Consider the following 25310-nt stretch of genomic DNA (forward strand, 5'->3'; position numbering starts at 1 on the left):
GTTGCTCCTTCGGAGGTGGGTCATTTTTCTCCCTCGGGGGCGTACGCCCCGTCGATGCCCGCGTCACGAGCCAGCAGGTCATCGATGGTCTCACCGCGGACGATGACCCTCGATCGGCCGTCGCGCACCGCGACGACGGGCGGACGCGGAACATGGTTGTAGTTGCTCGACAGCGGGGTGCAGTACGCACCCGTGGCGGGAACCGCCAGCAGATCGCCCGGCACCAGATCGGCCGGCAGGTATTCGTGATCGACGACGATGTCGCCGGACTCGCAGTGCTTCCCGACGACGCGGCTGAGCTGCGGCTCTCCCGCACCGACCCTCGAGGCAAGCCTGGCGGAGAACTGGGCGCCGTAGAGTGCCGTGCGGGGATTGTCGCTCATGCCGCCGTCGACGCTGATGTAACGTCGGACGCCACCGGACTCCACTGTCACGTCCTTCGTCGTGCCGACCTCGTAGAGGGTCACGCCCGCAGTGCCGACGATCGCGCGACCGGGCTCGAACGACAGAGCGGGAACGGGGATGCCGCGCGCGGCGCAGCCTTCAGCGACCGCCGAGACGATCTCCCCGGCGAGCAGCTCGATCGGTGCCGGGTCGTCGTCGCGGGTGTAGGCGATGCCGAAGCCGCCGCCGAGGTTCAGCTGCGGCACGGGCCCGCCCTCGAGGAGCGTCGCGTGCAGCTCGAGCACACGCGTCGCCGACTCGCGGAAACCGGCGACGCCGAAGATCTGCGACCCGATGTGGCAGTGCAGCCCCGCGAAGTCGAGTCCTGGCAGTTCCCGGATGCGTGCGACCGCCTGCTCTGCCTCAGCGAGGGGGAATCCGAACTTCTGGTCCTCGTGCGCGGTGGCGAGGAAGTCGTGCGTCTCGGCGTGGACGCCGCTGATGACACGGACGAGGACGCGCTGGACGGCACCGCTGCGAGCCGTGATGGCGGCGAGGCGCTCGATCTCGATCGGGCTGTCGACGATGATCGTGCCCACACCGGCCTGCACGGCGCGCTCGAGTTCTGCGGTCGACTTGTTGTTCCCGTGGAAGCCGAGGGCCGCGCCGGCCACTCCGGCGGCGAGTGCGACAGCGAGCTCTCCGCCGGTGCAGACGTCGACGCGCAGCCCTTCGTCGACGACCCAGCGCGCGACGGTCGTCGAGAGGAAGGCCTTGCCCGCGTAGTAGACCTGCGCCGTCGTGCCGTGCTCGGCCGCGGCACGGTCGAAGGCGTTCCGGAACGCTCTCGCCCGCCCGCGCACCTCGTCCTCGTCCAGCACCAGCAGCGGGGTCCCGTACGCGCGGACCAGGTCCGCTGCGCTCACGCCGGCGAGCTCGAGCACACCGTCGGCGTCGCGTGCTGCCGAGGCGGGCCACACGCCGCTCGCGAGGTCGTTCGCGTCATCGGGGACGACGAGCCATTCCGGGGCAAGCGAATCGGCAGGGGGAAGCACTGAGCACCAATCGTGGGACGGATCTCGGGCTGGACGCGCACATCGAGGTTGACCCGATTCTAGGGCACCGGGTTCGGCCGCCTTGTCATGGTGACTCCCGGCGTCAAGCCCCTGCGCCGGTTCGGCGGGGGCTCATAGGGTGGGGGCGTGACCGACACCGAAACGACCGCACCGAACACTGATCGCCCCGGCCTGATCGCGCGCATCACCGGACCGATCATCGCGTGGGCGCTTCGACGCCGCATCGTGCGTGCCGCGCTGCTCTACACCGAGCGCCGCGGGCCGATGCTCGCCGACAGCGTGACCTACCGGGCACTGTTCAGCGTCTTCGCCGGAGTGCTGCTCGGATTCTCGATCGCCGCGCTGTGGCTGGCGGGGAATCCGGACGCGTGGCGGGCGATCATCGTCGCCGTTCAGTCCGCGGTTCCCGGCCTCATCGGCGAGGGCGGCGTGATCGACACGGATGCTCTCCGGGAACAGCAGCCGGCGTCGTTCTCCATCGCCGGCATCATCTCTCTCGTCGCCCTCATCGGCGCGGCGCTCGGTGCGATCGGCTCGCTGCGCACCGCTGTTCGGGTAATCGCCGGCACAGTGCAGGACGACATCCTGTTCATCTGGGTGATCCTGCGCAACCTGCTTCTCGCCGTGGGAATCGGCGCGTCTTTCGTCGCCGCAGCGCTCGTCACGTTCGTCGGCCGTCTCGGTGTCACCTGGATCAGCGACCTGCTCGGGCTTCCGGCCGATTCGCCTCTGGTGAGCTGGAGTCTGCCGCTGCTCTCCCTCGTCGTCGTGTTCGTGCTCGACACCCTGCTTCTCGTGGCGGTGTTCCGTCTGCTCTCCGGCGTGCGTCCGGCCGCGCGCTCCCTGTGGAGCGGGGCGCTGCTCGGCGCGGTCGGCCTCGTCGTGCTGCAGCAGCTGTCCAGCCTCTTCGTCGGCGGTGCGACCAGCAACCCCCTCCTGGCATCCTTCGCGTCGTTGCTGGCCCTGCTGATCTGGCTCAACCTCTCCGCGCAGGTGATGCTGCTGGCCTGCGCGTTCATCGTGACGGCCGAAGAGGAGCGGACCGATCGGGTGCACCAGAAGTTCGGTGCGACGACGTTCCTGCAGCGGCGCCTCCAGCGCGCGGAGGTCGACGTGCGGATCGCGACCAACGAGCTGCGCGCCGCGCAGAAGGCCGCGTCGGCCGAGACCGGCACGCCCGCGAAGAGCTAACTCGTCGGGCAGACGCCCTTCTCCAGCAGTGCGGGATCGGTGGCGATCGCACCGTCGACGTCGATGTCGATGACCGCTTCGCTGCCCTCGATCGCAAGACCGGTGAGGGTGAGCCCGGCCGGAAGCTGATCGGCGATGCAGATGCGCTGCGGCTCGGTGAGGCCCTGCCCCACTGAGCCGAGCATCGATCCGACGCGGTCGAGGTCGACGTCGATACCGCCGACGGTGAGGCCCTCCGGTGTCAGCTCGAGGTCTCCCTCTGCCGCACCCGGAGTGAGGGTGAGCGAGATCGGCACGGCAGCGCCGAACAGGGCGAAGGAGCCACCGAGCGTGGCGTTCGGCGCATTGAACTCGACCGACTCGACGGGCAGATCCGTGCTGGCGAGAAGAGTCGTGAACTCGGCTTGATCGATGCGGATCGTGCCGGAAGCGCCACCGAGGTCTCCCCCGCGCAGCGGCACTCCGGTCGCGGTGACATCCGCAGCCCCCGTGATGCCCTCGAGCGTCACGGCATCCGTCGACAGGTGCAGCGTGTCGAGACTTCCGCCGATCAACTGCGGGAGGAGTATGCCTTCGGCCTCGACGTCGAGCTGCTGGTCAGCCGGCAGATCGAGCTGCTCGATGACGATCGACCGCACGATGCCCGGGAGGACCGCCCGAGCGATGAACTCGGCGGCGACGACCAGCAGCGCCAGGAGCACCACGACGATCAGCAGCACCCAGGGCCACCGACGACGGCGCTTCGGGCGTGCGGCATCCGGCCGCTGATCCTCGGCGGAATCCGGTATCACGAGCGTCGGATGCTCTGCCGAGGCATCCGGATACGGCAGGGTGTGGTTGTCGTCGCTCATGCTGACATCCTGCCCTACCGGCGTGTCCGGCCCTCGGTGCTACATGCGCTCCGGAGCCGAGACGCCGAGCAGCTCCAGGCCGTTGCGGAAGACCTGACCCGCAGCGTCGTTCAGCCACAGACGCGTGCGGTGCACGCCCTCGATCGGGTCGTCGCTCAGCGGGATCACGCGGCAGTTGTCGTACCAGCGGTGATACAGGCCGGCGAGCTCCTCGAGATAGCGGGCGACACGATGCGGCTCGTGCACCTCTGCAGCGAAGGCGACGATGCGCGGGAACTCCTGGAGCGCTCCGAGCAGCGCGCTCTCGGACTCGTGGGTCAGGGTCTCAGGAGCGAACTCCGAGCGATCGACGCCGGAGTCAGCGGCATTCCGCGCCACGTTGTGGGTGCGGGCGTGCGCGTACTGCACATAGAACACCGGGTTGTCGTTCGTGCGTTTCTGCAGCAGCTCGGGGTCGAGCGCGAGCGGGGAGTCGGCAGGCGAGCGCTCCAGCGAGTAGCGCAGGGCATCGGTGCCGAGCCACTCGCGCAGGTCGTCCATCTCGATGATGTTGCCGGCGCGCTTGCTCAGACGCGCTCCACCGACGGAGACGAGCTGCCCGATGAGCACCTCGACATCCTTCTCCGGGTCGTCGCCCGCCGCGCCCGCGAGCGCCTTGAGACGGTGGACGTACCCGTGGTGGTCGGCGCCGAGCAGATAGATCTTGTGCTGGAACCCGCGATCGCCCTTGTTCAGGTAGTACGCCGCGTCGGCGGCGAAGTAGGTGTACTCACCGTTCGAGCGGCGGATCACGCGATCCTTGTCGTCGCCGAAGTCGGTCGTGCGCACCCACACCGCATCGTCCTGCTCGAAGACGTGGCCCTGCTCGCGCAGGCGATCGACGGCCTGGTCGACGAGGCTGACCCCGTCGGCGTTCTTCGCGTGCAGAGTGCGCTCGGAGAACCACACGTCGAAGTGCACGTTGAACTTCTCGAGCGACTCCTGCTGCTCGGCCAGCTGGTACTCGTAGCCGAGCTCGCGCGCGACGACCGCCTGCTCATCATCCGGAAGCTCGAGCAGGTCGGGGCGGGCGGCGAGCATTCGCACGGCGAGGTCGGTGATGTAGCTGCCGGCGTAGCCGCCCTCAGGGGTCGGCTCCCCCTTGGCGGCGGCCACGATGGAGTTCGCGAACCGCTCCATCTGCACGCCGGCGTCATTGATGTAGAACTCGCGCGCGACGGTGGCTCCGGATGCCGCGAGCACGCGGCCGATCGCATCGCCGAGCGCCGCCCAGCGGGTGTGGCCGATGTGCAGCGGGCCGGTGGGGTTGGCGCTGACGAACTCGATGTTGACGCTGCGGCCTGCCTGCGAGTCGTTCGTGCCGTACGCGGCGCCGGCGTCGACGATCTTCTTCGCGAGCGCGCCGGCTGCGGCGGCATCCAGGCGGATGTTGATGAAGCCCGGGCCGGCGACCTCGGCGCTCGCCACGCCCTCGATGCCGGCGAGTCCGTCGGCGATCTGCTGAGCGAGCTCGCGCGGGTTCGTGCCGAACGGCTTTGCCAGGCGCATCGCGATGTTCGACGCCCAATCGCCGTGATCGCGGTTGCGCGGGCGCTCGAAGACGATGTCGGATGCAGTGAGGCCGAGCGGCTCGCCGGGGCGTCGTTCCTCGGCGATCGGTGCGAGGACGGCGAGGAGGGCTTCGGCGAGCGTGTCAGGGTTCATAGCCGTCCCAGTTTAGGGCGCGCGATGACGGTCCCCGACGCCCCGGCGGCGCGGGGAATTTGCGATCGCGACTTTGTGATCTACCCTCATGCAATGCACGCCTCCGCGACCCGAGCCCGACTGCGCGTCGCGGGAGTCGTTCTCGCCCTGCTCCTCGCCGTCGCCGCCGGTGTCCTCGGCGTATGGCGACCGTGGACGCCGATGCCCGCCGCAGCCCCCGTCGGCGCCGCTGCAAGCGGGGAGGGCGCGGCCGCCTCGGTCATCGCTCCCGCACCTCTCAGCCTGCCGGATCACCCGCGTGTGCTGGTCTTCGGCGACTCGTGGACCTACGGTTCCGCGGCGACCGATCCGTCTCTCGGCTACGCCTACGTTCTCGCCGACCTTCTCGACGGCGAGACCATCGTCAACGGTGTCCGCGGCAGCGGCTATCTCAAGCCCGGCCTCGACGGCCCGACCTTCGGTGAGCGCATCGCTCTTCTCGACCCGGCCCTCGCGCCGAACCTCATCCTGATCCAGGGCTCGATCACGACCGCAAGCAGGGCGTGGCGGGCTACCGCGAAGCCGTCACGGCCGCCTGGGACGCTCTGGCTGCGAAGTATCCAGAGGCGGCGATCGTCGTGCTGGGTCCGGCGCCGCACGAGCTTCCGGTCGGCGCGGCCACCGCCCGGATCGACGCCGACCTCTCGGAACTCGCGGCAGCGCGCGGCTGGGCGTACATCTCCCCCATCGCCGAGAACTGGATCACCGAGCAGAACTATCTCGACGTCATCGACGTGGTGGTCGGCTTCAAGCATCCGTCGACGGATGGCCACCGCTATCTGGCCGAGAAGGTCGCTGCCGACCTCGACGCGCTGCGGGCAGCGCCCGTCACCGAGGCCGGCGGGTCGGAGACCACCCCCGACGAGTGATATCGTCGTTCGGTACGCCTCCGTAGCTCAGTGGATAGAGCGCCGGTTTCCGGTACCGTAGGTCGCAGGTTCGACTCCTGTCGGGGGCACGGATGCGAAAAGGGATCGCCCGCCAGGGCGGTCCCTTTTCGCATCCTAGGTAACCCCCTACCGAGGGGCCCCATTTGCCCGAGGCTCCACGCGCCGCCCATTCTCATCATCGCGACGATGCGTCACAAACGAGGCGGCGCGTGGAGTGGCAAATGGGGACGCGGGGGCACGAACCCTCCCTCGGCAGCCGGGATCCGGCTCGCCTACAGGTTCATCAGGACGAGCATCCACCCCATGCCCGCCGCCATGGCGACGTGACAGAGGGTGTGGATGCGGTGGTGCCGGGCGGTGAACAGGCGCAGGATCCACCACACCGCTGCCACGGCACAGATGCCCAGGAACACGACGTTCGTGACGTCCGCCCATGCGGGAGTCGCGTCGAGCATCATCCCGCCTCCGCCCTGGTGACCGGCGTGGGCTCCGCCGTCGCCTTCTGCCATGTCCATGCCCGCCATCAGGAGCGGCATCGCCGCCAGCATCCAGATCATCGCCGCGTCGAGGGCGATATGGCCGGTGAGGTCGACCGCTTTCGCCGCCTTCGCTCCTCGATACGACGGGATGAGCGCCAGCGCGAGAATGGCGAAGATCGCGACCTGCGCCCAGGTCACTGCGTCCCAGACGCTCCACCAGACCATGACGATCATCGCGATGCTCATCACGCCGTGGTTGAGGTCGATGAGATCGGCATCCGTCAGCCCCGTCCCGTCGGAGACGCGGCGCCGGCGGGCGACGAGGTCTCCGAGGCAGATCGCCGCCGTGGCGACGAAGAGGAGCGTGAGGACGATGTTCCAAGGTGCTGCGATCACGGGTACGAGCTTAGTACTACATAATGTAGACATACGATTCCGCCTCGTCGAAAGGCTCCGCGCCGATGACCACCGCAGAAGCTGCCGTGCAGGACGCCCCCGTCGGCGCTGCCGAGCGCCCGCACGCACCCCGCGCACGCAGGATCAACTGGTATGGCGCTTTCTGGCGTTGGCACTTCTACGGAGCTCTCATCGTCATCCCGACGCTGTTCGTCCTCGCGGTGACGGGCATGACCTATCTTTTCCGTGCGCAGATCGATTCAGCCATGCACCCGGGGGTGATCACCGTCTCGGTTCCCGAGGGCGGGGAACGTCTTCCGCTCTCCGAGCAGCAGGATGCCGTGCTCGCGGAGTACCCGGACCGCACCGTGATGTCGCTGTTCGACAGCCTCGGAGATCGCGCGACCGTGTTCGTCACCGCGCTCGAGGACGGAACGACCCAGAACGTCTATGTCGACCCCTATCGGGCGGTCGTCACAGGCTCGCTGACGAACGACCAGCTGATCTCCGATGTGTTCATCCGCGTTCACGCGAACCTCCTGGCCGGTGACCTCGGCGACCGCTTCATGGAGCTCGGCGCGAGTTGGGCCATCGTGCTCACCATCACAGGGTTCATCATCTTCTTCCTCGGCAGGAAGCCGCGGAAGGCCGCGTCGACGAAGAAGGCGGGCGGCGCGCGCCTTCGAAGCGCCCACGCGCTCGTCGGGCTGCCGGTCGGTATCGGCATCATCATGCTGGTGGTCTCGGGTCTACCTTGGACGGGACTGTGGGGCAGCGTTGCACAGCAGGTGGCATCGCAGGGCGGCTCGTCACTGTGGGGTGACGACCCGGGCGGGGAGTCGTCGATGGAGGAACTCATCGAGACGACCGACGGCACCAACGCGCCGGCGGGATGGGCAGTCGGCATGGGGGCGACCGGACAGAGCACGGGAGCGGGTGCGCAGGTGTCCATCGACACCGCCGTCGCCGCCGCGGAGGCCGAGGGTGCCCCGACCCCCTACTACGTGATCTACCCGGCCGACGAGGCCGGCGTGTTCAGCGTGATGAGCAGCCAGTGGAACCAGCAGGGCAACCCGGCCGAATCCGATGTGACGCTCGAGCGGACTGTCCACGTCGACCAGTACTCGGGCGATGTCGTCGCCCAGTACGGATACGAGGACTACAGCCCGATGGCCCAGGCGGTCTCCCAGGGCATCGCCATCCACGAGGGCCGTCGCTTCGGCCCCATCAACACGATCCTCACGTCGCTGTTCTGCCTCGGGGTGATCTTCCTCTGCGTCTCCGCCCCCATCATGTGGTGGCGTCGCCGAGGAACCGCGAGCGGCACCGCAGCGCCTCGAGCCCGTCTGCCGCTGTTCGGCAACATCGTCCTGCTGGTCGTGGTCGCAGCCCTCGGCATCTTCCTGCCGATGTTCGGCCTGTCACTGCTCGTCATCCTCGCGGTCGACCAGCTCCTCATCCGACGGATGCCGTCCTGGAAGAGATTCTTCAACACCGTCTGACCTCGTCAGACGGTGTTGGGTGTGCGGTCGCGCCGCACACCCCTTCTGTTGGCCCCGGTGCGGCTGAGAGAGGAGAGGCGAGAGCTCAGCGACGACGACTGCCCGACAGCTTCTGGATACGGAGGCTGTTGTAGACGACGAGCACCGAAGACAGGCTCATGGCCGCGGCCGCGATGAGCGGGTTGAGGAGTCCCGCGGCGGCGATGGGGATCGCGGCGACGTTGTACCCGAACGCCCAGAACAGATTGATGCGGATCGTCGAGAGGGTCTTGCGTGCGATGCGCATGGCGTCAGGGACGACCATCAGGTCTTCGCGCACGAGGATGATGTCTGCCGCCTTCAACGCGATGTCTGTGCCGCTGACCACGGCGAGCCCGAGGTCGGCTGTCGCGAGGGCGACGGCGTCGTTGATGCCGTCGCCGACCATGGCGACCTTCTCGCCACCCTGCTGGATCGAGGCGATGACCTCGGCCTTCTGCGACGGGACGATCCCGGCGTGCACCGTGGTGATGCCGAGCTGCTCCGCGACGCGCCGACCGGCCGCAGGCGAGTCCCCCGTGAGCAGCACGGTCTTGAGTCCCTGATCGTGGAGAGCGCGCACAGCATCCGCTGCCTCCGGACGGATCTCGTCGGAGAGGGTGAAGCCTCCGACGACGGTCGCATCGACGGCGACCAGGACCGGCGTGTGCCCGAGCTCGGCCGCACCCTCCTGAATACGCTGAGTCATCGCCTCACCGTTCGCGCCGACGTGCGCCATGAGTGCCGCGTTGCCGACGGCGACGATCCGACCGTCGATGCGGCAGGTGATTCCCAGCCCGGGGATGGTGCGGTAGTCGTCTGCCTGAGGAAGATCCGTGACGTGGGTCATGGCCGAGACGCGGATGGCATCGGCGATGGGATGCTGGGACCCGACCTCGGCCGCTGCCGCGAACGCCCAGAGCCGGTGTTCCTCGATCTCTGCGTCGACGGTCTGCACTCGCATGTCCGCGCTGGTCAGCGTCCCGGTCTTGTCGAGGACGACGGTGGTGATGCCGCTGGAGGCCTCGAGGGCGTCGAGGCCCTTGATGAGGATGCCGAGCGTCGCGGCGCGCCCGATGCCGACCATGAGCGCGGTGGGCGTCGCCAGTCCCAGCGCACAGGGGCAGGCGATGATGAGGACGGAGATCGCGATGCCGAAGGCACGCTCACCCGGGGCACCCGCCCACCACCATCCGAGGCCGACGATGATGGCGAGGGCGATGACGACGGGGACGAACCAGGTCACGATGCGGTCGACGAGGGTCTGGACCTTGGCCTTTCGCGCCTGGGCCCGCTCGGTCATCGCAGCCATCTGGGCGAGCTGCGTGTTCGCGCCCACCGATTCGGCGATGATCTCGAGGCGCCCGTCGGCGCTCACCGTGCCGCCCAGCACCCGGTCTCCGGGCGCGACATCCGTCGGCGCCGGCTCGCCTGTCATCATGCTCGTGTCGACCGCCGCGCTTCCCGCCTGCACGATGCCGTCGGCCGGGATGCTCTCTCCGGGAAGAACGACGATGGTGTCACCGACGCGGAGCTCACCGATGGGCACCACGGTCTCGGTACCGCCCCGGGAGATGCGCACGTCGTCGGCGGCCAGGGCATTGAGTGCGCCGAGCACGTCACCGGCTTTCCGTCGGGAGCGTGTCTCGAAGTAGCGGCCCGCGAGCTGGAAGGTCGTCGTTCCGGCGGCGACGTCGAGGTAGATCGCATCAGCGCCGGCAGGAGTCGCACCGAATCCGAGCCAGTACCCGGCTTCCGAACTTCCTCCGAACCCGAAAACGAGCGTCGCGACCGCCCAGCCGAACGAAGCGAGGATGCCGATGGACACGAGCGTGTCCATGCTGACTCCGCCGTGGCGCAGGTTGCGGAAGGTCGCCTTGTGGAAGGGCCATGCCGCCCAGATCACGACAGGGATCGCGAGGAGGACGCAGAGCAGTTCCCATCCCGGGAATCGCCATGCGGGCACGAGCGCGAGAACGAGCGTGATGTCCATGAGCGGCACGGTCAGCAGCGCGGAGACGATGAGCCTGCGCCTCAGGGAGGTGATCTTCACCTCCGTCGCGCGCGAGGACCAGGTGTCGTCGGCGCCTTCACGGACGTGGGCGCCGTACCCGGCCTTCTCGACCTGGGCGATGAGCCGGGCGGGGTCAGCGGATGCGTCCATGACCACGGCTCGTTCGGTGGCGTAGTTGACGGTCGCGGTCACTCCGTCGAGCTTGTTCAGGGCACGCTCGACTCGACCGGCGCAGGCGGCGCAGGTCATGCCGGACACGTCCAGCTCGATGGTCTCCGTGATGTCGAGAGCCGGGGCGGTGGACGCCATGATCAGCTGTCCTTTCGGTCGAGCGAGAGCGTGTCGCGCTCCGTTTCGGTCGAGGAATCGCGGGTGGCCTTCGGCGCAGGGGCTCGCGCGTCTCGGTCGGCCAGGCGCTGGAGCATCTCGTTGTAGACGTCGTACTCGGCGTCGCGTCCGGTGTCGAAGTGACGGTCCGCCCGTTTGGCGTCTTTCGCATCCTGCCGGGCCCATTGGATGCAGAGCGCGACGATGACGATGAGCAGCGGTATCTCGCCACCCGCCCACGCGACTCCCCCGCCGAGGTACTGCTGTGCTTCGAGGTTCGCCCAGGGGATGCCGAGGTAGGTGTAGAAGTCCTCGGCGATGATGACTCCGCGGGTCATGAGGATGACCCCGAAGAAGGCGTGGAACGGCATCGCCGCGAGCACGTAGCCGAGCTTGCCGATGTGAGGCAGGGGGTTGGGTGCACGGTCGACGCCGACGATGAGGCTGTAGTACAGATACCCGACGATGAGGAAGTGCAGGTTCATCAGCTGATGCGCCCAGTGGAAGCGCATGAAGTCGCCGAAGATCGGGGTCAGGTAGAGCCCGTAGTACGAGCCGATGAAGACGACGAAGACGATGAGCGGGTTGTACAGGCGGGTGAGGACGCCCCAGTGCATCACCCAGGTGATCCAGTCGTGCAGCCGGGATGGTTCGTTCCGCATGCTGCGCGACGCGCGCAGCATCAGCGTCAGCACGCCGCCGAGGACGAGGAGCCCCGGAGCGAGCATGTTGAGGCTCATGTGCACGATCATGTGGATGCCGAAATCCGCCGCCGAGTACTTGCCGAACCCCGAGCTGGTCGCGACGACGACGATGACCCATCCCAGGATCCAGGATGCCGTCCGCCCCGCCGGCCACGCGTCACCGCGACGACGCAGGACCGACAACGCGACGAGGTACGCGGTGATGCCCACGGCGGCGAGGACGAGGAACAGGATGTTCGGACGCCACTGCCCGAACAGCACGGCGAGCGAGGGCGGGTCGGGCACCTCGAACCCCATGAAGACCTGCTCGATGCTCGTCGGCACGAAGTACTGCGGCGGCGGCTGGCGCGTCATCGCGACGGTGAGCGCGATCCAGCCGACCGTGCCGAACGCGCCCAGCGCGGAGGCGGTCACGACGTGCTCCGCGCGAAGAGTCGCGCTCTTCCAGCGGCGAGCGACGACCACTGTCGCGACGACCAGCAGCGCGAAGAAGACCCAGCGGCCCATGATGAGCCACCCGGTGACGGATGCCGTGAGAGATGTGCCCGCCAGCTTGAACACCGTGATGATCGCATCCGTCACGGCGATGACGGGGAGCGCGACGAACGCGATGCGCAGGTGTCGACGGATGAACTCCGGCTCCGGCATCCGGCGCAGCCCGACGCGGACGGCACTGACGAGCCAGGTTCCCCCGAGCACGGCGACAGCCAGGGTTTGGAGGGCGGCGGAGTCGCCGCCGAAGTCGTGGTCCGGGCCGACGAGAACCTGTCCCGTGACGACGGGGGCCAGCAGCCCGACGACGGAGCACCAGAGCGGGATGAGCAGGCCGGTCCAGCGGATGACGAACATGCTCGTCAGGAACGTCACCGTGGCGCCGAGGGCGGTCACCGTCCACGCGAGCGGTGCGTAGCTCGCCTCGAAGAGGAATGCGATGGCGCCGGGCTCGAGTCCGCGGGCGAGCGGGCTGCCGGACGCATCGAAGCATTCCATCGCCGCCATGCCGAATGCGCTCACCATCCAGGTGCCGGAGGCCCACTGGAGCAGCTGCACCTCCCAGGCGCTGTCGACCACTCTCGCCTGTCTCGTGGGCACGTCGCGCAGGAAGAGGATGGCGACGAGTGCGCCGACGGTGACCACTCCGGCGAGGTCCGCGGTGGCATTGAACACCGACGTCAGAACTCCGACGTCGACTCCGGGGTAGCCCTGGAAGAGCTTGTCGTACGGTTCCGGACCGAGGGCGACCGTCACGGCCACAGCCGGTGTGATCAGCAGCGCCGCGAGTGCGACCGCGACAACCCACGCCGAGGAGCGGACGGATCCTGTTCGCCGAGCCGCGGCGACCGGAGAGACGTCGCCAGACGTGTAGTCAGGCATCCCGGGCTGCAGCGGAGGAACGCACTTCGTATCCCGCCTCTTCCACCGCGGCCGAGAGGGCTTCCGCAGCCAAGGGCATCTCGTGCTCGACGCTCACTTCGCCCGAGGTCGAGTCCACGGTCACGCCGGTGACACCATCGAGAGTGAGGATCTCAGCGCGGACCGCGTGTTCGCAGTGCGAACAGGTCATCCCGTTCACCAACAGTTCCGTGCGCGCCACCGTAGCCTCCTCCTCGCGAAATGAACCCTTGTAGTCTACATGTCGTAGTATTACCGGATCCCGGTTCGGTCTCGACCGGTCTTCCGGCGGATAGCATTGCGGAAGAAGGAGGACGCATGACGACGACGCGAACGCGTGACCGCGGTGAGCTCGAAGGGGAAGTGCTCCGACTTCTGTGGGCAAGCGAGGAGCCGATGAGCGCCAAGAGCCTGCAGGCCCTGTTCACCGGTCACGTTCCGGCCTACACGACGCTGATGACCATCCTGTCTCGGTTGGAGCAGAAGGGGCATGTCGTCCGCATCGGCGACTCGCCGCGCAAGATCAAGTTCCTCGCGGCGCAGTCCGGGGGCGACCACGCCGGCACCTCCATGATGTCAGCGCTCGACCACGCGTCAGACCGTCGCGAAGCGCTGCTCGCTTTCGCCGGCAACCTCGCGGACGAAGACATCGACCTGCTCCGTTCCGCACTCCGGTCGAGTCGCAAGCGCGGCTGAGTGATGGTGATGCTCCTTCCCACAGTGCTCGGCGCTCTCGCGCTGGTCCTCGCCATCGGGGCACCCGCCGTGCTCACGCTCCGGCCGTGGCAACTCCTGCATCCGAGAACCGCCCTGACTCTCTGGTACGCGGCCCTCGGTGCGGGCCTCGGCCTCGCTGTGGCAGCCGTCGCATCGACGATCTTCCTCGCGACCATCTCCACCCCGTATTCCGAGGCCGGCGAGGCGGCGATACTGTCCATCACCGCATGGCTGCTCCTCGGCCTCGTGGGGGCGGCCGTCGGGTTCATCCTCACGGCCGCATCGTCCACGCCCGGTCGACGCTTCCGCAGCGACCTAGCCGTATCCCGCGAGGAACGCGACGGCTTCACGCTCGTGCGCTTCGATGACCCCGTTCCGCATGCGTACTCGCTTCCGGGAGCGCACCCGGAGATCTTCTACTCATCGACGTTGCGCTCCTGCCTCTCGCAGTCCGAGTTCGCGGCCGTCATCGCCCACGAGTACGCCCACCTTCGCCAGCACCACGGCGCCGCGCTGCGCATCGCAGACCTGAACGCCACGTGCCTGCCATTCCTGCCTGCCGGCCGCGCATTGAAGCGCGCCACCAGGCTGCTCATCGAGCTCGCCGCCGACGACGCTGCCGCCCGCCAGGTCGGGCCCACGCACCTCGCCAACGCCCTCGCGCGCCTCTCCTCGCAAACCGGCGACGTATCCCTTGCCATCCGCGCGGAACGACTGAGCGACAAGAAGTGGCCGATCTCACGCCGACGCCGCCTGCCTCACGCGCTCCGTCCGCTCGCCGCCGCCGACGCGCAGCGGATCCGATAGCCGTCGATCGGCCGCGGCACTCGTCCAGCCGTCGGATCCTGTCAGTACGTCTGTCCGGGTGCCGCCCTCAGGAATTACCCGCCGTGGACTGCAGCTTCTTCATGACCTGGTTGATCGTGAACGACGCCGACTCCTGTCGCTGCGGGAACTCCGTGAGCGACTGCAGCATCCGCGCGACGTACGCCTGTGCCGGCACGAAGAGGAAGATGTGATCGAGCACCCAGTCCCAGTACGTGTTCGACGTGATATCGGCCCGCTCGTACGGGTCGGTGCGCAGGTTGAACAGCTTCGGGAACCGCAGCTCGATATACGGCTCCTGCCACACCTGCAGAGTCCCGGCGGCCCGCTGCTCGAGGAACACCAGCTTCCAATGGTCGAAGCGCAGCGCCGTCAGGTCTCCGTCGTCCGAGACGTAGAAGAAGTGCCGACGAGGACTCTCCTCGACCGCACCGGTGATGTAGTCGAGCTGATTGTGCCCGTCGAGCTGCACGTGGAAGTCGGTGCCGTGCAGCTCTCCGCCCGCCTTCAACCGGTCCGCGATGTCGTCGTCGCCCACCGCCGCGAGCAGGGTCACGAACCAGTCGTTGTGGCTCACGATGCCGTTGAGTGTCTTCCCCGCAGGAATATGCCCAGGCCACCGGACCATCGCGGGGACGCGGTACGCCCCCTCCCAGTTGGAGTTCTTCTCGTTGCGGAACGGGGTCATGCCGGCATCCGGCCAGCTGTTCATGTGCGGGCCGTTGTCGGTCGAGTACATGACGATCGTGTTCTCGGCCAGTCCCAGCTCGTCGAGGAGATCCAGCAGACTCCCCACGACGTCGTCGTGATCGAGCATGGTGTCGTGGTACGGGGACTGCCAGCGTCCGGCGCGGCCTTTGCTCTCCTCTTTCGTGTGCGTGCGGAAGTGCATGTGCGTCGAGTTGAACCACAGGAAGAACGGGGTGTCGTCGTCAGCCTGCTTGCGGATGAAGTCGGAGGCGGCGTCGCGGAACTCCTCGTCGACCGTCTCCATCCGCCTCTTCGTCAGCGGACCCGTGTCTTCGATGCGTTGCGTGCCGTCATCGTTCGCCCAGGAATGGATGACACCGCGAGGACGGAACTTCTCGCTGAAGCCGGGGAACTCCTCGTCGGTCGGATAATCGGGGAGCTCGGGCTCCTCCTCGGCGTTGAGGTGATAGAGGTTCCCGAAGAACTCGTCGAAACCGTGCGCGGTCGGGAGATGCTCGTCGCGGTCGCCGAGGTGGTTCTTCCCGAACTGCCCCGTGGCGTAGCCATGGTGCTTGAGGGCGTCGGCGATGGTCGGATCCTCGGGCTGAAGGCCGAGAGGCGCCCCCGGCATCCCAACCTTGGTCAGTCCCGTGCGGTACGGGTTCTGCCCGGTGATGAAGGCGGCGCGGCCGGCCGTGCAGCTCTGCTCTCCGTAGTAATCGGTGAACTTCACACCCTCGTCGGCGATACGGTCGATGTTCGGTGTGCGATAGCCCATGAGCCCGTCGGAATACGTGCTCAGGTTCGAGATGCCGATGTCATCGCCCCAGATGATGAGGATGTTGGGTTTTTCAGCCATGGCTGCTCCTTGGTCCGATCGGTGAGCGCGGGCACCTGCTCGCAGTGCTCAGCCAAACAGCGGTCCCGCCGGAAACCCAGGGGCGCCTCACACGGAACGGGTGAGGCGGAACCCGATGTGCGACATGCCGGTGTCCTCGGCCTGCGGCGAGCGCGCGGCGGGCCGGAACCGAAGGCAGTAGTCCGGCGAGCAGAGATGCGATCCGCCTTTGAGCACGCGGCGCGGGATGTCGGGGAAGCCCTCCTGCGCGCTGGCCATCGCCAGGAGGTTCATCCGCTTTCCCGCATCGACGGGCTTATCTGACAGCCGCACGTGCCGCGGGGTGTAGAAGTCGCTCGTCCACTCCCAGACGTTGGCGATCATGTCGTACAGCCCGAAGCCGTTCGGAGGGTATGACCCGACCGGAGCGGAGTCGCCCACGCCTTGGTTGTCGTAAGGGAAGCGCCCCAGCCACGAGTTCGCCTGGGCCACGCCGCCCGGGTAGGTCTCATCGCCCCAGGCGTACGACGCCCCCTCCAGCCCGCCGCGTGCGGCGTACTCGTGCTCGGCCTCGGTGGGCAGGCGCATCCCCACCCAGTCGGCGTAGGCGACGGCATCCTCAAAGGCGATGTGCACGACGGGATGCTGCATCCGTTCGTCGATCGAGGAGTCGGGGCCGAAGGGCCGACGCCAGAAGGCCCCCGGCTGCCAGCGCCACCAGTTGCGCCAGTTGCGGAGGTCCGTCGGGCCGGCCGTCGGCGTGAACACCATCGATCCGGGTACGAGGTCGGCGGGGTCCGCACCCGGGAACGCGGTCGGATCGAGCGCACGTTCGGCGACGGTGACGTATCCGGTCGCGTCGACGAACTCGGCGTACTGCTGGTTCGTGACCTCGTAGCGATCGATGAAGAACGACGCGACGTCGCGCTCATGCGCCGGGCGCTCATCCGGATAGAAGTCGTCGGAGCCCATCCGGAACGTGCCGCCGGGAATGCGGACCATGTCGCGCGAAGTCGTCACGAGCCCCAGCGTAGTGTCCGGGCTCGGCCTGCCGGCGATGGTCGCCTACTTGGCGTCGAGGTCGTGGATGAGCGCCTTCTCGTCCTCTTCGGACAGCGAGGTCTGCACCACGGTGCCCTCGTATGGAGCGAGTGCGGCAGCGAACTTGTCTTCGGTGAGCTTCGTGGCGTAGATGACCACCGCGGACTTACCGGCCGTCACCGTGCTCTTCACGCGATCGCGGAACTGGGCGTCCAATCCGCTCTTGTCGAGGCCTGCGAACAATGCACCGAAGAGGCCACCGAAGATCAGGCCCGCGAGCGGGATGAAGAAGAGGATGCCGATGAGCGTGCCGAACAGCGCGCCTCCGGCGGCACCGGCTCCGACCTTGCCCACGGTTCCCGGATACTCGACGTGGGTCTTCCCTTCCCCGTCGACCTTGACGAGTGCGAGGCCGGCGAGTTCCACGACCAGGTCGTTCTGCAGAGACTGGACTTCGTTGAATGCGGCTTCCGCCTGGGCTTCGTTGTCGTAGGCGATGACGATCAGATCGGACATGGGGAGTCTCCATCTCTTCGGGCTGTGGTCGTCCGACCTCGACGAGGCCTGCGACCGACGTGGACAATGGCTTCAGTCTGGACCGGGCGGAGAGCGCCGAGGGGAGCGTGGTCACCCGTAACGGGTGACCGGCTTCGGCCGGAGGTCGTCAGGAGAGAAGCTGCTCCCGCACCTGACGGCGCAGCACCTTGCCGATGAGCGAGCGGGGAAGATCGTCGACCACGACGACCCGCTTGGGCACCTTGTACGGCGTGAGCCTGGTGCGGCAGAAGTCGCGCAGCGCGGCGGCATCGAGCTTCGCGCCCTCGCGGAGGACGACGGCTGCCGCGACCTCCTCGCCTCCGTTGTCGCGTGGCAGACCGACCACGGCCGCGGCGACGACGTCTGGGTGGGCCTCGAGTGCTTCCTCGACCTCGCTGGGCGACACGTTGAAGCCACCGGTGATGATGAGTTCCTTGATCCGGTCGACGATGGTGACGAATCCGTCGGCCGAGACCTCGGCGATGTCGCCGGTGCGGAGCCAGCCGCCCGGGAGGAGCGCGGCGGCGGTGTCGGCGGGCCGCTGCCAGTACCCCTGGAAGACCTGTGGACCTCGGATCAGCAGTTCGCCGCGTTCCCCCAACGGCATGTCGACCGCGGGATCCGCCGGATCGACGACCCGGATCTCGGTGCTGGGGAAGGGAACCCCGACCGTCCCTGGGCGACGTGAGGGTCCGATCGGATTCCCGAGGGCCACCGGAGAGCTCTCGGTCATGCCGTAGCCCTCGACGAGCAGCCCTCCTGTCGCCTCCTCCCAGCGCTGCACGGTCGCCACCGGAAGGCTCATCGCCCCCGAGATGGCGAATCGGATGCTCGAGAGATCGATCGTCCCGCGGGATGCCGCGCGCGCGAGCTGGTCGTAGATCGGCGGGACAGCAGGGAGGAAGGTTGGCGGACTGGTGCGCGCGGCATCCGTCACGAGGCCGAGGTCGAAGGTCGGGAACAGGACGAGCTTCGCGCCGATGCTCATCGCGAAGGTGAGGCAGAGCGTCATACCGTAGGCATGGAACAGCGGGAGCACGCCGTAGAACGTCTCCTCGCCGTCGACGAGCCCCGGCACCCACGCCCGGCCCTGCATCGCGTTGGCGCGCAGGTTCGCGTGCGTGAGGATCGCTCCCTTCGGCTCACCGGTGGTGCCGCTGGTGTACTGCAGCAGCGCGGTGTCGGTCAGCGCGGGTCCCGCGACGCGGCGCGAGATGCGGCGATGATCGAGCAGCTTCTTCCAGGCCAGGGCATGGCGCGCCTTCGGAGTGCCGGTCAGCTTGGCGCGCGACGCGCGGGCCTTCGGCACAGGCAGGCGCAGCAGCATCCGCTTGCTCAGCGGCATCGCGGCGATGAGGTCGACGCTCACGATGTGCGCGAGGCGCAGATCCGACGGGAGGTCGGCGATCGTGTCGACCATCTTGTCCCAGACGATGGCGACCCGGGCGCCGTGATCCTCGAACTGATGCCGCAGCTCGCGCGCCGTGTAGAGCGGATTGTGCTCGATCACGATGGCGCCGAGGCGCAGCACGGCGTAGAAGGCCACGACATGCTGCGGGCAGTTGGGGAGCACGAGGGCCACCCGGTCCCCCGGGCCGACGCCGAGGCGTCGGAGTCCCTCTGCTGCGCGCTCGATCTGCTCGCCGAGCTGTTCGTACGTCGTCACCGCGCCGAAGAACTCGAGGGCGGGGTGACGGCGGTAGGTCGTGACGCTCGCTGACATCATCTCGGTGAGCGTCTGCGTCGGCGTCTCGATGTCGGAGGGGACGCCCTCCGCGTAGGAGCGGAGCCACGGGCGGGATTCGTACGGGTTGGCGGCCATGCCTCCATCCTGCCGCGGATTGAATGCCGGGTGATCACCCCTCCCGGGTGAGCCGCCGGACCCCGCCCGCGGGGGCGCGGCTAGCGTGTGGCGTGAGGAGGACGGGACATGGCCGAACTGGTGCTGTCACTGCTGCCGCTGTCGCTCGGGATCGTGATGAGTCCGCTCGCGATCATGGCGCTCGTCGCCGTTCTGCTTTCGCGACAGGCGCGCGTCAACGGTGTGATGTTCTTCCTGGGCTGGACGATCGGCGTCGCGGTCGGGCTCGGGGGAAGCTTCGCCATTCTCGGATTCTTCGAGGTGCACGAGCGGCACGCCCCGCCCCTGTGGGTGCCCATCCTGCGGCTGGTGCTCGGCATCGGTCTGCTGCTGGGTGCGGTGTGGATCTACCGTCGAGGGGGTGCGCGGAAGAAGGCCATGGCGTCCGCGTCGTCACCGTCGGACGTCACCGAGGCGGCGCCGCAGCTTCCGGGATGGCTGCACTCCGTGTCCACCTTCACCGCAGGACGTTCGCTCGCCCTCGGAGTCGGCATCCTCCTCCTCAACCCCGTCGACCTCTCGTGCGCGATCCTCGCGGCGCTCGACGTGCGCCTCGCCGAACTCGACCCGACGGCCAACGCGATCGCTCTCCTCGTCTTCGGCTTGATCGGCATCCTGCCGATCGGCATCCCGGTGCTGTTGGTTCTCATCAAGGGCGATGCGGCCACGCCTGCCCTCGAGGGGATCCGCACCTGGATCGCCGGCCACACGAGCCTGCTCAATGCGATCCTCGTGCTGGTGATCGCCGTGCTGCAGCTGCAGAAGGCGATTTCGGCGCTGCTCGCCTACTGAGCCTGGTCCCTCACCCGCCCCGGGTGACCCCGAATCACCGCGAGCGCCACGCGCACGCGAGCATTGGCCCCATCGAGAGAAGGTGGGACACCATGGCGGACCGGAAGAAGTTCAACGGAAAGATCGAGCTCGACGTCAGGGACTCGGTCTCGGACTGGGATGCGTTCCTGCCGGAGCAGGCGCCGCAGGGCTCACCCAACGTGCTCGTCGTGCTCTACGACGACACCGGCCAGGCCGCGTGGTCGCCGTATGGAGGTCGCGTGCAGATGCCGACCATGCAGCGACTGGCCGATCGCGGACTCACGTATTCGCAGTGGCACACCACTGCGCTCTGCTCCCCCACGCGGTCGACTTTGCTGACCGGTCGCAACCACCACAGCAATGGATTCGCGACGATCTCCGAGTCGTCGACCGGATTCCCGGGCTACAACTCCCACATCCCTCCCGAGAACGTCACGATGGCACATCTGCTGCGGGACGCCGGCTGGGCGACGTTCTGGGTGGGCAAGAACCACAACGTCCCGATCGACGAGTGGACCGCAGGCGCGTCGAAGAAGAACTGGCCCCTCGCCCAGGGCTACGACCGCTTCTACGGCTTCGTGGGCGGAGAGACCAACAACTGGTACCCGTCGCTCGCCGAGGACAACCACTACATCGACCAGCCGTACCTGCCGGAGGACGGCTACCACCTCTCGAAGGACCTCGCCGATCAAGCACTCAAGATGATCCGCGACGTGAAGCAGACCGAGCCGGAGAAGCCCTGGTATCTCTGGTTCTGCCCCGGTGCGAACCACGCTCCGCATCACGCGCCGGAGGAGTACATCGCCAAGTACAAAGGGATGTTCGACGACGGCTACGAGGTCTACCGCGAATGGGTGCTGGACCGCATGATCGAGAAGGGCATCCTCCCGGAGGGCACCGAGCTCACGCCGCTCAACCCCATGCCCGAAGGCACCTACACCCAGACCGACTACGTGCGTCCGTGGGCCGAGCTGAGCGACGAAGAGAAGGCGATGTTCTGCCGGATGGCAGAGGTCTATGCCGGTTTCTCCGAATACACCGACGCCCAGGTCGGCCGCATCGTCGACTACCTGGAGGAGTCGGGTCAGCTCGAGAACACGCTCATCATCTACGCCGCCGACAACGGAGCCTCCGGTGAGGGATCGCCGAACGGCTCGGTGAACGAGGGCAAGATCTTCGGAGGCTACCCCGACGACGAGGCCGACAACCTCCGCCTCGTCGACAAGCTCGGCAGCCCTGACACCTACAACCACTACCCGACCGGATGGGCGGCGGCGTTCTCGACCCCGTACCGCATGTTCAAGCGGTACACCTATCAGGGCGGCGTGTGCGACCCGCTCGTCATCTCCTGGCCTGCGGGCATCGCGTCCCAGGGCGAGGTGCGCGAGCAGTACCATCACTCGACCGACATCGTCGCGACGATCCTCGATGTCTGCGGGGTGGAGCTGCCGGACCAGTACAACGGGGTGGAACAGCGGCCGCTCGACGGGGTCTCGATGCGATCGTCCTTCGATGCGGCGGATGCTCCGACCACGAAGCACACGCAGTACTACGAGATGCTGGGCAGCCGCGGGATCTGGCACGAGGGGTGGAAGGCCGTCGCCGAGCACGGACCGATGGCAGGGATGAGCGGCTTCGAGAACGACGTCTGGCAGCTGTTCCACACGGATGTCGACCGCGCAGAAGCGCATGATCTCGCCGCCGAGCATCCGGAGAAGCTGGAGGAGCTGAAGGCGCTCTGGCTCGAGGAGGCCAAGAAGAACGACGTCCTCCCGCTGAACGACCTGCAGATCATCGGCAACGTGAAGGACTTCGAGACCTTCATCAAGATGGAGTTTCACGTGCCCGTCCCCGAATCCGGCCAGTACACCTACTACCCCGGCACGTCCGAGGTCCCCGAGCGTTCGGCAGCGAACACGCACGGCGTCTCCTACCGCGTGCTCGCCGAAGTCGACCTGACCCCCGAGAGCGAAGGAGTGATCTTCGCCCACGGCTCGCGGTTCGGCGGTCATGCGCTCTTCCTCAAGGACGGCCAGGTCGTGTACGTGTACAACTTCCTCGGCATCCCGCCGATCTATCGCGTCGTGGCTCCCGCTCCGACCTCCGGGCCGCACGTCATCGGAGTGGATTTCACCAAGGAGCGGTCGGGCGAATACCGCGAAGGAATCGGACCGCTGAAGCTCTTCATCGACGACCAGCAGGTCGCCGAGACCGAGATCCGCACCGTGCTCGGTCATTTCTCGCTCTGCGGGGAGGGACTCTGCATCGGCTACGACTCCGGTGACGCCGTGGCCGCCGACTATGCCGGCTCTCGATTCGCGTTCACCGGAGGGGAGATCCGGAAAGTCGTCTTCGACATCGCCGACGACGCGTACGTCGACCTCGAGGCCCACCTCGCCGCTGCAATGTCCCGTGATTGAAGGAGATATCGCATGAATGACTCCACCGCCCTACCGTCATGGCGGGACACGTCCACCCGCCGAGCGATCGAGGGCTTCGTCGCCTCCGTCATCGTTGGACCGGATGCCGTGGCGGAAGAAGATCGGATCGCGGTCTTCGACAACGACGGCACGCTGTGGGCGGAGAAGCCGATGCCGACGCAGCTGCACTATGTCGTGCAGCAGTGGCGAGCGGCCGCCGAGCTCGCGCCCGAACTCGCCGAACGACAGCCGTACCGTGCCGCGACGAGCGGTGACCTGGCGTGGCTCGGCACGGCGATCGACAAGCACTACCGCGGCGACGACTCCGATCTGAACATCATCCTGCAGGCGCTCGGCGGACTCACCGACGGCGTGAGCGTGGAGAGCTACGCGGAATCCGTCACGGAATTCTTCGGAAGCGCCAAGCACCCGACTTCGGGTCGGCCGTACTCCGAGGCGGTCTACCAGCCCATGGTGGAGCTCCTCCGGTACCTCGAGCAGAACGGCTTCACGTGCTACATCGTCTCCGGTGGCGAGCGCGACTTCATGCGGCCGATGACGCAGGGCAACTACGGCATCCCTCCGGAGCGCGTGATCGGTTCCGCTTTCGGCCTCAGCTACGACGCGGAGAACGCGGTCGTCCGGTACGCCCCATCGCTCGCGTTCTTCGACGACGGGCCGGAGAAGCCGGTGCGGATCTGGAGCCGGATCGGCCGGAGACCGCTCTTCGCCGCCGGCAATTCCAACGGCGACATGCCGATGCTGGACTTCGCGCGCCGCGGACCGCGCCAGGGCTTCGCCCTGCTGGTCCATCACGACGACGATGCTCGCGGCGACGCCCCGTACGACGCCGGGGCCGAGAAGGCACTCGCCGCGGCTTCCGAGAATGAGTACACGGTGGTGAGCGTGCGCGACGACTGGGAGACGGTGTTCCCCTCCTCGCCGCCGTCGAGCGCTGAGGGGCCGTGACTGCACCGCCCGCAGCGCCGCGCACGCGCTGGATCCTTCCGAGCCTGGTCGGATACCGGCGGGCGTGGCTCTCCGCCGACATCATCGCCGGTCTCGCGGCCGGCGCCGTCGTCGTGCCCCAGGCCATGGCGTACGCCACGATCGCCGACCTCCCGGTGCAGGTCGGCCTGTACACCTGTATCGTCCCGATGCTCGTCTACGCCCTGCTCGGGGGTTCGCGAGCCATGAGCGTGTCGACCACCTCCACGATCGCCACTCTCACGGCCACGACGCTCGTCACCGCGAGCCTGGCGACGGGGACGATCGATCCGGAGCGCACGGTGATGACGCTCGCGATGCTCGTCGGGGTCATTCTGCTCCTCGCCCGGCTGCTGCGGCTGGGCTCACTGGTCGAGAACATCAGCGCGGCGACCGTGCTCGGGGTGAAGATCGGCGTCGGCGGTACGGTCGCGGTCGGCCAGCTGCCGAAGCTGCTCGGCGAGGACGCGAATCCCTCCGGCGAGGGCTTTTTCCGATCCCTGAACGCCGCCGTCGCGGCATTCAGCAGTGCGAACGGGCCGACCGTGGCTCTGTCCGCCTGTTCGATCCTCATCATCGTGCTGCTCAAGCGGTTCGCTCCGAAGATCCCGGGCACCCTCGTGGTGGTCGTGCTCGGCATCGTCCTGGTCGGGCTGGCGAACATAGACGATGCGGGTGTGGAGCTGATCGATCCGGTGCCGTCGGGACTGCCGACGCTCGGTCTCCCCGACCTCACACAGCTCGGGGCACTGCTTCCCGGCGCGCTCGCCATCGCCGTGATGGTCTTCTTGGAGACCGCTGCGGTGGCCCGCGGGATCCGTCGTGTTTCCGAACCGCAGATCGACGCCGATCAGGAGCTGCTGGCCGTCGGCGCGGCGAACCTCGCAGGAACCTTCTTCACGGCACTTCCCGCGGCCGGCGGCTTCTCCCAGAGCGCCGTCAACCAGAGCGCCGGCGCGCGCACCCAGCTCGCCACTCTGGTCACGGTCGGTCTCGCCGTGCTGACCGCCGCTCTGCTGGGCCCCATCGTCTCGCTCCTCCCCCAGGCGACCCTCGCCGCGATGGTCTTCGTCGCCGTCGCGGGCCTCATCGACATCCCTCAGCTCATCCGCTGGGCGCACATCAGTCCGATGGACTTCTGGATCGCGCTCATGGTCGCGGCGATCGGGCTGACCGGCGGTCTGCTCATCGCGGTCGCCGCGGGAGTGGCCGTGACCCTCGTCCTCGTTCTCCGCGAGATCAACGTCCCGCGCCTCGAAGTCGTCGCCGAGCGGGAGGGACGGATCGCGATCCGCCTGCTCCGCGGCCTGTACACCGCCAACGCGCTCGCGAACGAGCGGGCGATCATCGAGCTCACGACGACCCGCGCCGACCCCGTTCGCGCGGTGGTGCTGGACGCGCGGCGGTTGGAGATCGTCACCATCACCGTGCTCGACATGCTCGCCGACCTCGATCGCGAGCTCGCGGCGAAGGGGATCGCTCTGCACGTCGCCGCTCTCCCGGACCGGGCGAGCACGGTCGCGGTGAAGACGGAGTGGTATCAGGGGCTGATCTCCGCCGGTCGTGTGCACACGCACGTCACCGATGCTCTCGCCGCTCCGCTCTGAGGCGACC

The 25310-nt window shown here is 67.8% G+C and carries 20 protein-coding genes and 1 tRNA gene; 10 read left to right on the forward strand and 11 right to left on the reverse strand.

Going from position 1 to position 25310, the window contains the following annotated elements:
• Positions 1 to 20 precede the first annotated feature (20 nt).
• On the reverse strand, positions 21 to 1439 hold the full coding sequence (gene lysA, locus RS85_RS16105) for a diaminopimelate decarboxylase (RefSeq protein WP_046014473.1): 1419 nt from the start codon (positions 1437 to 1439) through the stop codon (positions 21 to 23).
• 147 nt (positions 1440 to 1586) lie between these two features.
• Between lysA and RS85_RS16110 the strand changes: the two genes are divergently transcribed.
• Positions 1587 to 2651, forward strand: coding sequence for a YihY/virulence factor BrkB family protein (locus RS85_RS16110; RefSeq protein WP_082087662.1), 1065 nt, complete (start codon positions 1587 to 1589; stop codon positions 2649 to 2651).
• On the opposite strand, the gene RS85_RS16115 is transcribed toward RS85_RS16110, so the two are convergent.
• Positions 2648 to 3502 carry an LmeA family phospholipid-binding protein gene (locus RS85_RS16115; protein ID WP_046014474.1) on the reverse strand — a complete coding sequence of 285 codons (855 nt, stop codon included), beginning with the start codon at positions 3500 to 3502 and terminating at the stop codon, positions 2648 to 2650. The two genes, RS85_RS16110 and RS85_RS16115, sit on opposite strands and share 4 nt — an antisense overlap.
• 39 nt (positions 3503 to 3541) lie before the next feature.
• A complete protein-coding gene (argS, locus tag RS85_RS16120) occupies positions 3542 to 5206 on the reverse strand; it encodes an arginine--tRNA ligase (protein WP_046014475.1) in 1665 nt (554 codons plus the stop codon).
• 542 nt (positions 5207 to 5748) lie between these two features.
• Between argS and RS85_RS20105 the strand changes: the two genes are divergently transcribed.
• Together RS85_RS20105 and RS85_RS16130 are read left to right on the forward strand one after the other, a co-directional pair.
• On the forward strand, positions 5749 to 6114 hold the full coding sequence (locus RS85_RS20105; RefSeq protein WP_235282462.1) for a hypothetical protein: 366 nt from the start codon (positions 5749 to 5751) through the stop codon (positions 6112 to 6114).
• A gap of 16 nt (positions 6115 to 6130) precedes the next feature.
• Positions 6131 to 6203, forward strand: a tRNA-Arg gene (locus RS85_RS16130).
• 204 nt (positions 6204 to 6407) lie between these two features.
• Here the strand turns inward: RS85_RS16130 and RS85_RS16135 are convergent.
• On the reverse strand, positions 6408 to 7010 hold the full coding sequence (locus tag RS85_RS16135; RefSeq protein ID WP_046014476.1) for a DUF5134 domain-containing protein: 603 nt from the start codon (positions 7008 to 7010) through the stop codon (positions 6408 to 6410).
• A gap of 65 nt (positions 7011 to 7075) precedes the next feature.
• On the opposite strand from RS85_RS16135, the gene RS85_RS16140 reads away from it, so the two are divergent.
• A complete protein-coding gene (locus tag RS85_RS16140; RefSeq protein WP_046014477.1) occupies positions 7076 to 8512 on the forward strand; it encodes a PepSY-associated TM helix domain-containing protein in 1437 nt (478 codons plus the stop codon).
• Between the two features lie 85 nt (positions 8513 to 8597).
• On the opposite strand, the gene RS85_RS16145 is transcribed toward RS85_RS16140, so the two are convergent.
• The 3 genes from RS85_RS16145 to RS85_RS16155 are packed head-to-tail and all read right to left on the reverse strand — an operon-like array spanning position 8598 to position 13169.
• Complete coding sequence (locus RS85_RS16145) at positions 8598 to 10853, reverse strand: heavy metal translocating P-type ATPase (protein ID WP_046014478.1); 2256 nt, start codon at positions 10851 to 10853, stop codon at positions 8598 to 8600.
• A gap of 2 nt (positions 10854 to 10855) precedes the next feature.
• Positions 10856 to 12949 carry a cytochrome c oxidase assembly protein gene (locus tag RS85_RS16150; protein WP_082087664.1) on the reverse strand — a complete coding sequence of 698 codons (2094 nt, stop codon included), beginning with the start codon at positions 12947 to 12949 and terminating at the stop codon, positions 10856 to 10858.
• On the reverse strand, positions 12942 to 13169 hold the full coding sequence (locus RS85_RS16155; RefSeq protein WP_235282463.1) for a heavy-metal-associated domain-containing protein: 228 nt from the start codon (positions 13167 to 13169) through the stop codon (positions 12942 to 12944). The genes RS85_RS16150 and RS85_RS16155 overlap by 8 nt, the downstream gene beginning before the upstream one ends.
• 116 nt (positions 13170 to 13285) lie before the next feature.
• On the opposite strand from RS85_RS16155, the gene RS85_RS16160 reads away from it, so the two are divergent.
• Together RS85_RS16160 and RS85_RS16165 are read left to right on the forward strand one after the other, a co-directional pair.
• Positions 13286 to 13663 (forward strand): BlaI/MecI/CopY family transcriptional regulator, encoded by a 378-nt coding sequence (locus RS85_RS16160; RefSeq protein ID WP_046014479.1) that lies wholly within the window; start codon positions 13286 to 13288, stop codon positions 13661 to 13663.
• A gap of 9 nt (positions 13664 to 13672) precedes the next feature.
• A complete protein-coding gene (locus RS85_RS16165; protein WP_160298641.1) occupies positions 13673 to 14491 on the forward strand; it encodes a M56 family metallopeptidase in 819 nt (272 codons plus the stop codon).
• A gap of 67 nt (positions 14492 to 14558) precedes the next feature.
• Here RS85_RS16165 and RS85_RS16170 read toward each other — a convergent pair whose 3' ends face one another.
• From RS85_RS16170 to RS85_RS16185, 4 genes are all read right to left on the reverse strand, one after another.
• Complete coding sequence (locus RS85_RS16170; protein WP_046014480.1) at positions 14559 to 16058, reverse strand: arylsulfatase; 1500 nt, start codon at positions 16056 to 16058, stop codon at positions 14559 to 14561.
• A gap of 87 nt (positions 16059 to 16145) precedes the next feature.
• On the reverse strand, positions 16146 to 17039 hold the full coding sequence (locus RS85_RS16175) for a formylglycine-generating enzyme family protein (RefSeq protein ID WP_046014481.1): 894 nt from the start codon (positions 17037 to 17039) through the stop codon (positions 16146 to 16148).
• Positions 17040 to 17102: 63 nt separating this feature from the next.
• Positions 17103 to 17594 carry a DUF1269 domain-containing protein gene (locus RS85_RS16180; RefSeq protein WP_046014482.1) on the reverse strand — a complete coding sequence of 164 codons (492 nt, stop codon included), beginning with the start codon at positions 17592 to 17594 and terminating at the stop codon, positions 17103 to 17105.
• Positions 17595 to 17742: 148 nt separating this feature from the next.
• Positions 17743 to 19437 (reverse strand): long-chain-fatty-acid--CoA ligase, encoded by a 1695-nt coding sequence (locus RS85_RS16185; protein WP_046014483.1) that lies wholly within the window; start codon positions 19435 to 19437, stop codon positions 17743 to 17745.
• Between the two features lie 108 nt (positions 19438 to 19545).
• On the opposite strand from RS85_RS16185, the gene RS85_RS16190 reads away from it, so the two are divergent.
• The 4 genes from RS85_RS16190 (at position 19546) to RS85_RS16205 (ending at position 25303) form a co-directional block, all read left to right on the forward strand.
• On the forward strand, positions 19546 to 20268 hold the full coding sequence (locus RS85_RS16190) for a GAP family protein (RefSeq protein ID WP_046014484.1): 723 nt from the start codon (positions 19546 to 19548) through the stop codon (positions 20266 to 20268).
• Positions 20269 to 20360: 92 nt separating this feature from the next.
• Positions 20361 to 22709, forward strand: coding sequence for an arylsulfatase (locus RS85_RS16195; RefSeq protein WP_046014485.1), 2349 nt, complete (start codon positions 20361 to 20363; stop codon positions 22707 to 22709).
• Positions 22710 to 22721: 12 nt separating this feature from the next.
• Positions 22722 to 23678, forward strand: a complete 957-nt coding sequence (locus tag RS85_RS16200) for an HAD family hydrolase (RefSeq protein WP_046014486.1) — start codon at positions 22722 to 22724, stop codon at positions 23676 to 23678.
• Positions 23675 to 25303 carry a SulP family inorganic anion transporter gene (locus RS85_RS16205; RefSeq protein ID WP_046014487.1) on the forward strand — a complete coding sequence of 543 codons (1629 nt, stop codon included), beginning with the start codon at positions 23675 to 23677 and terminating at the stop codon, positions 25301 to 25303. The genes RS85_RS16200 and RS85_RS16205 overlap by 4 nt, the downstream gene beginning before the upstream one ends.
• Positions 25304 to 25310 lie beyond the last annotated feature (7 nt).

It is taken from the genome of Microbacterium sp. SA39 (genome assembly GCF_000967865.1).
Taxonomy (GTDB): domain Bacteria; phylum Actinomycetota; class Actinomycetes; order Actinomycetales; family Microbacteriaceae; genus Microbacterium.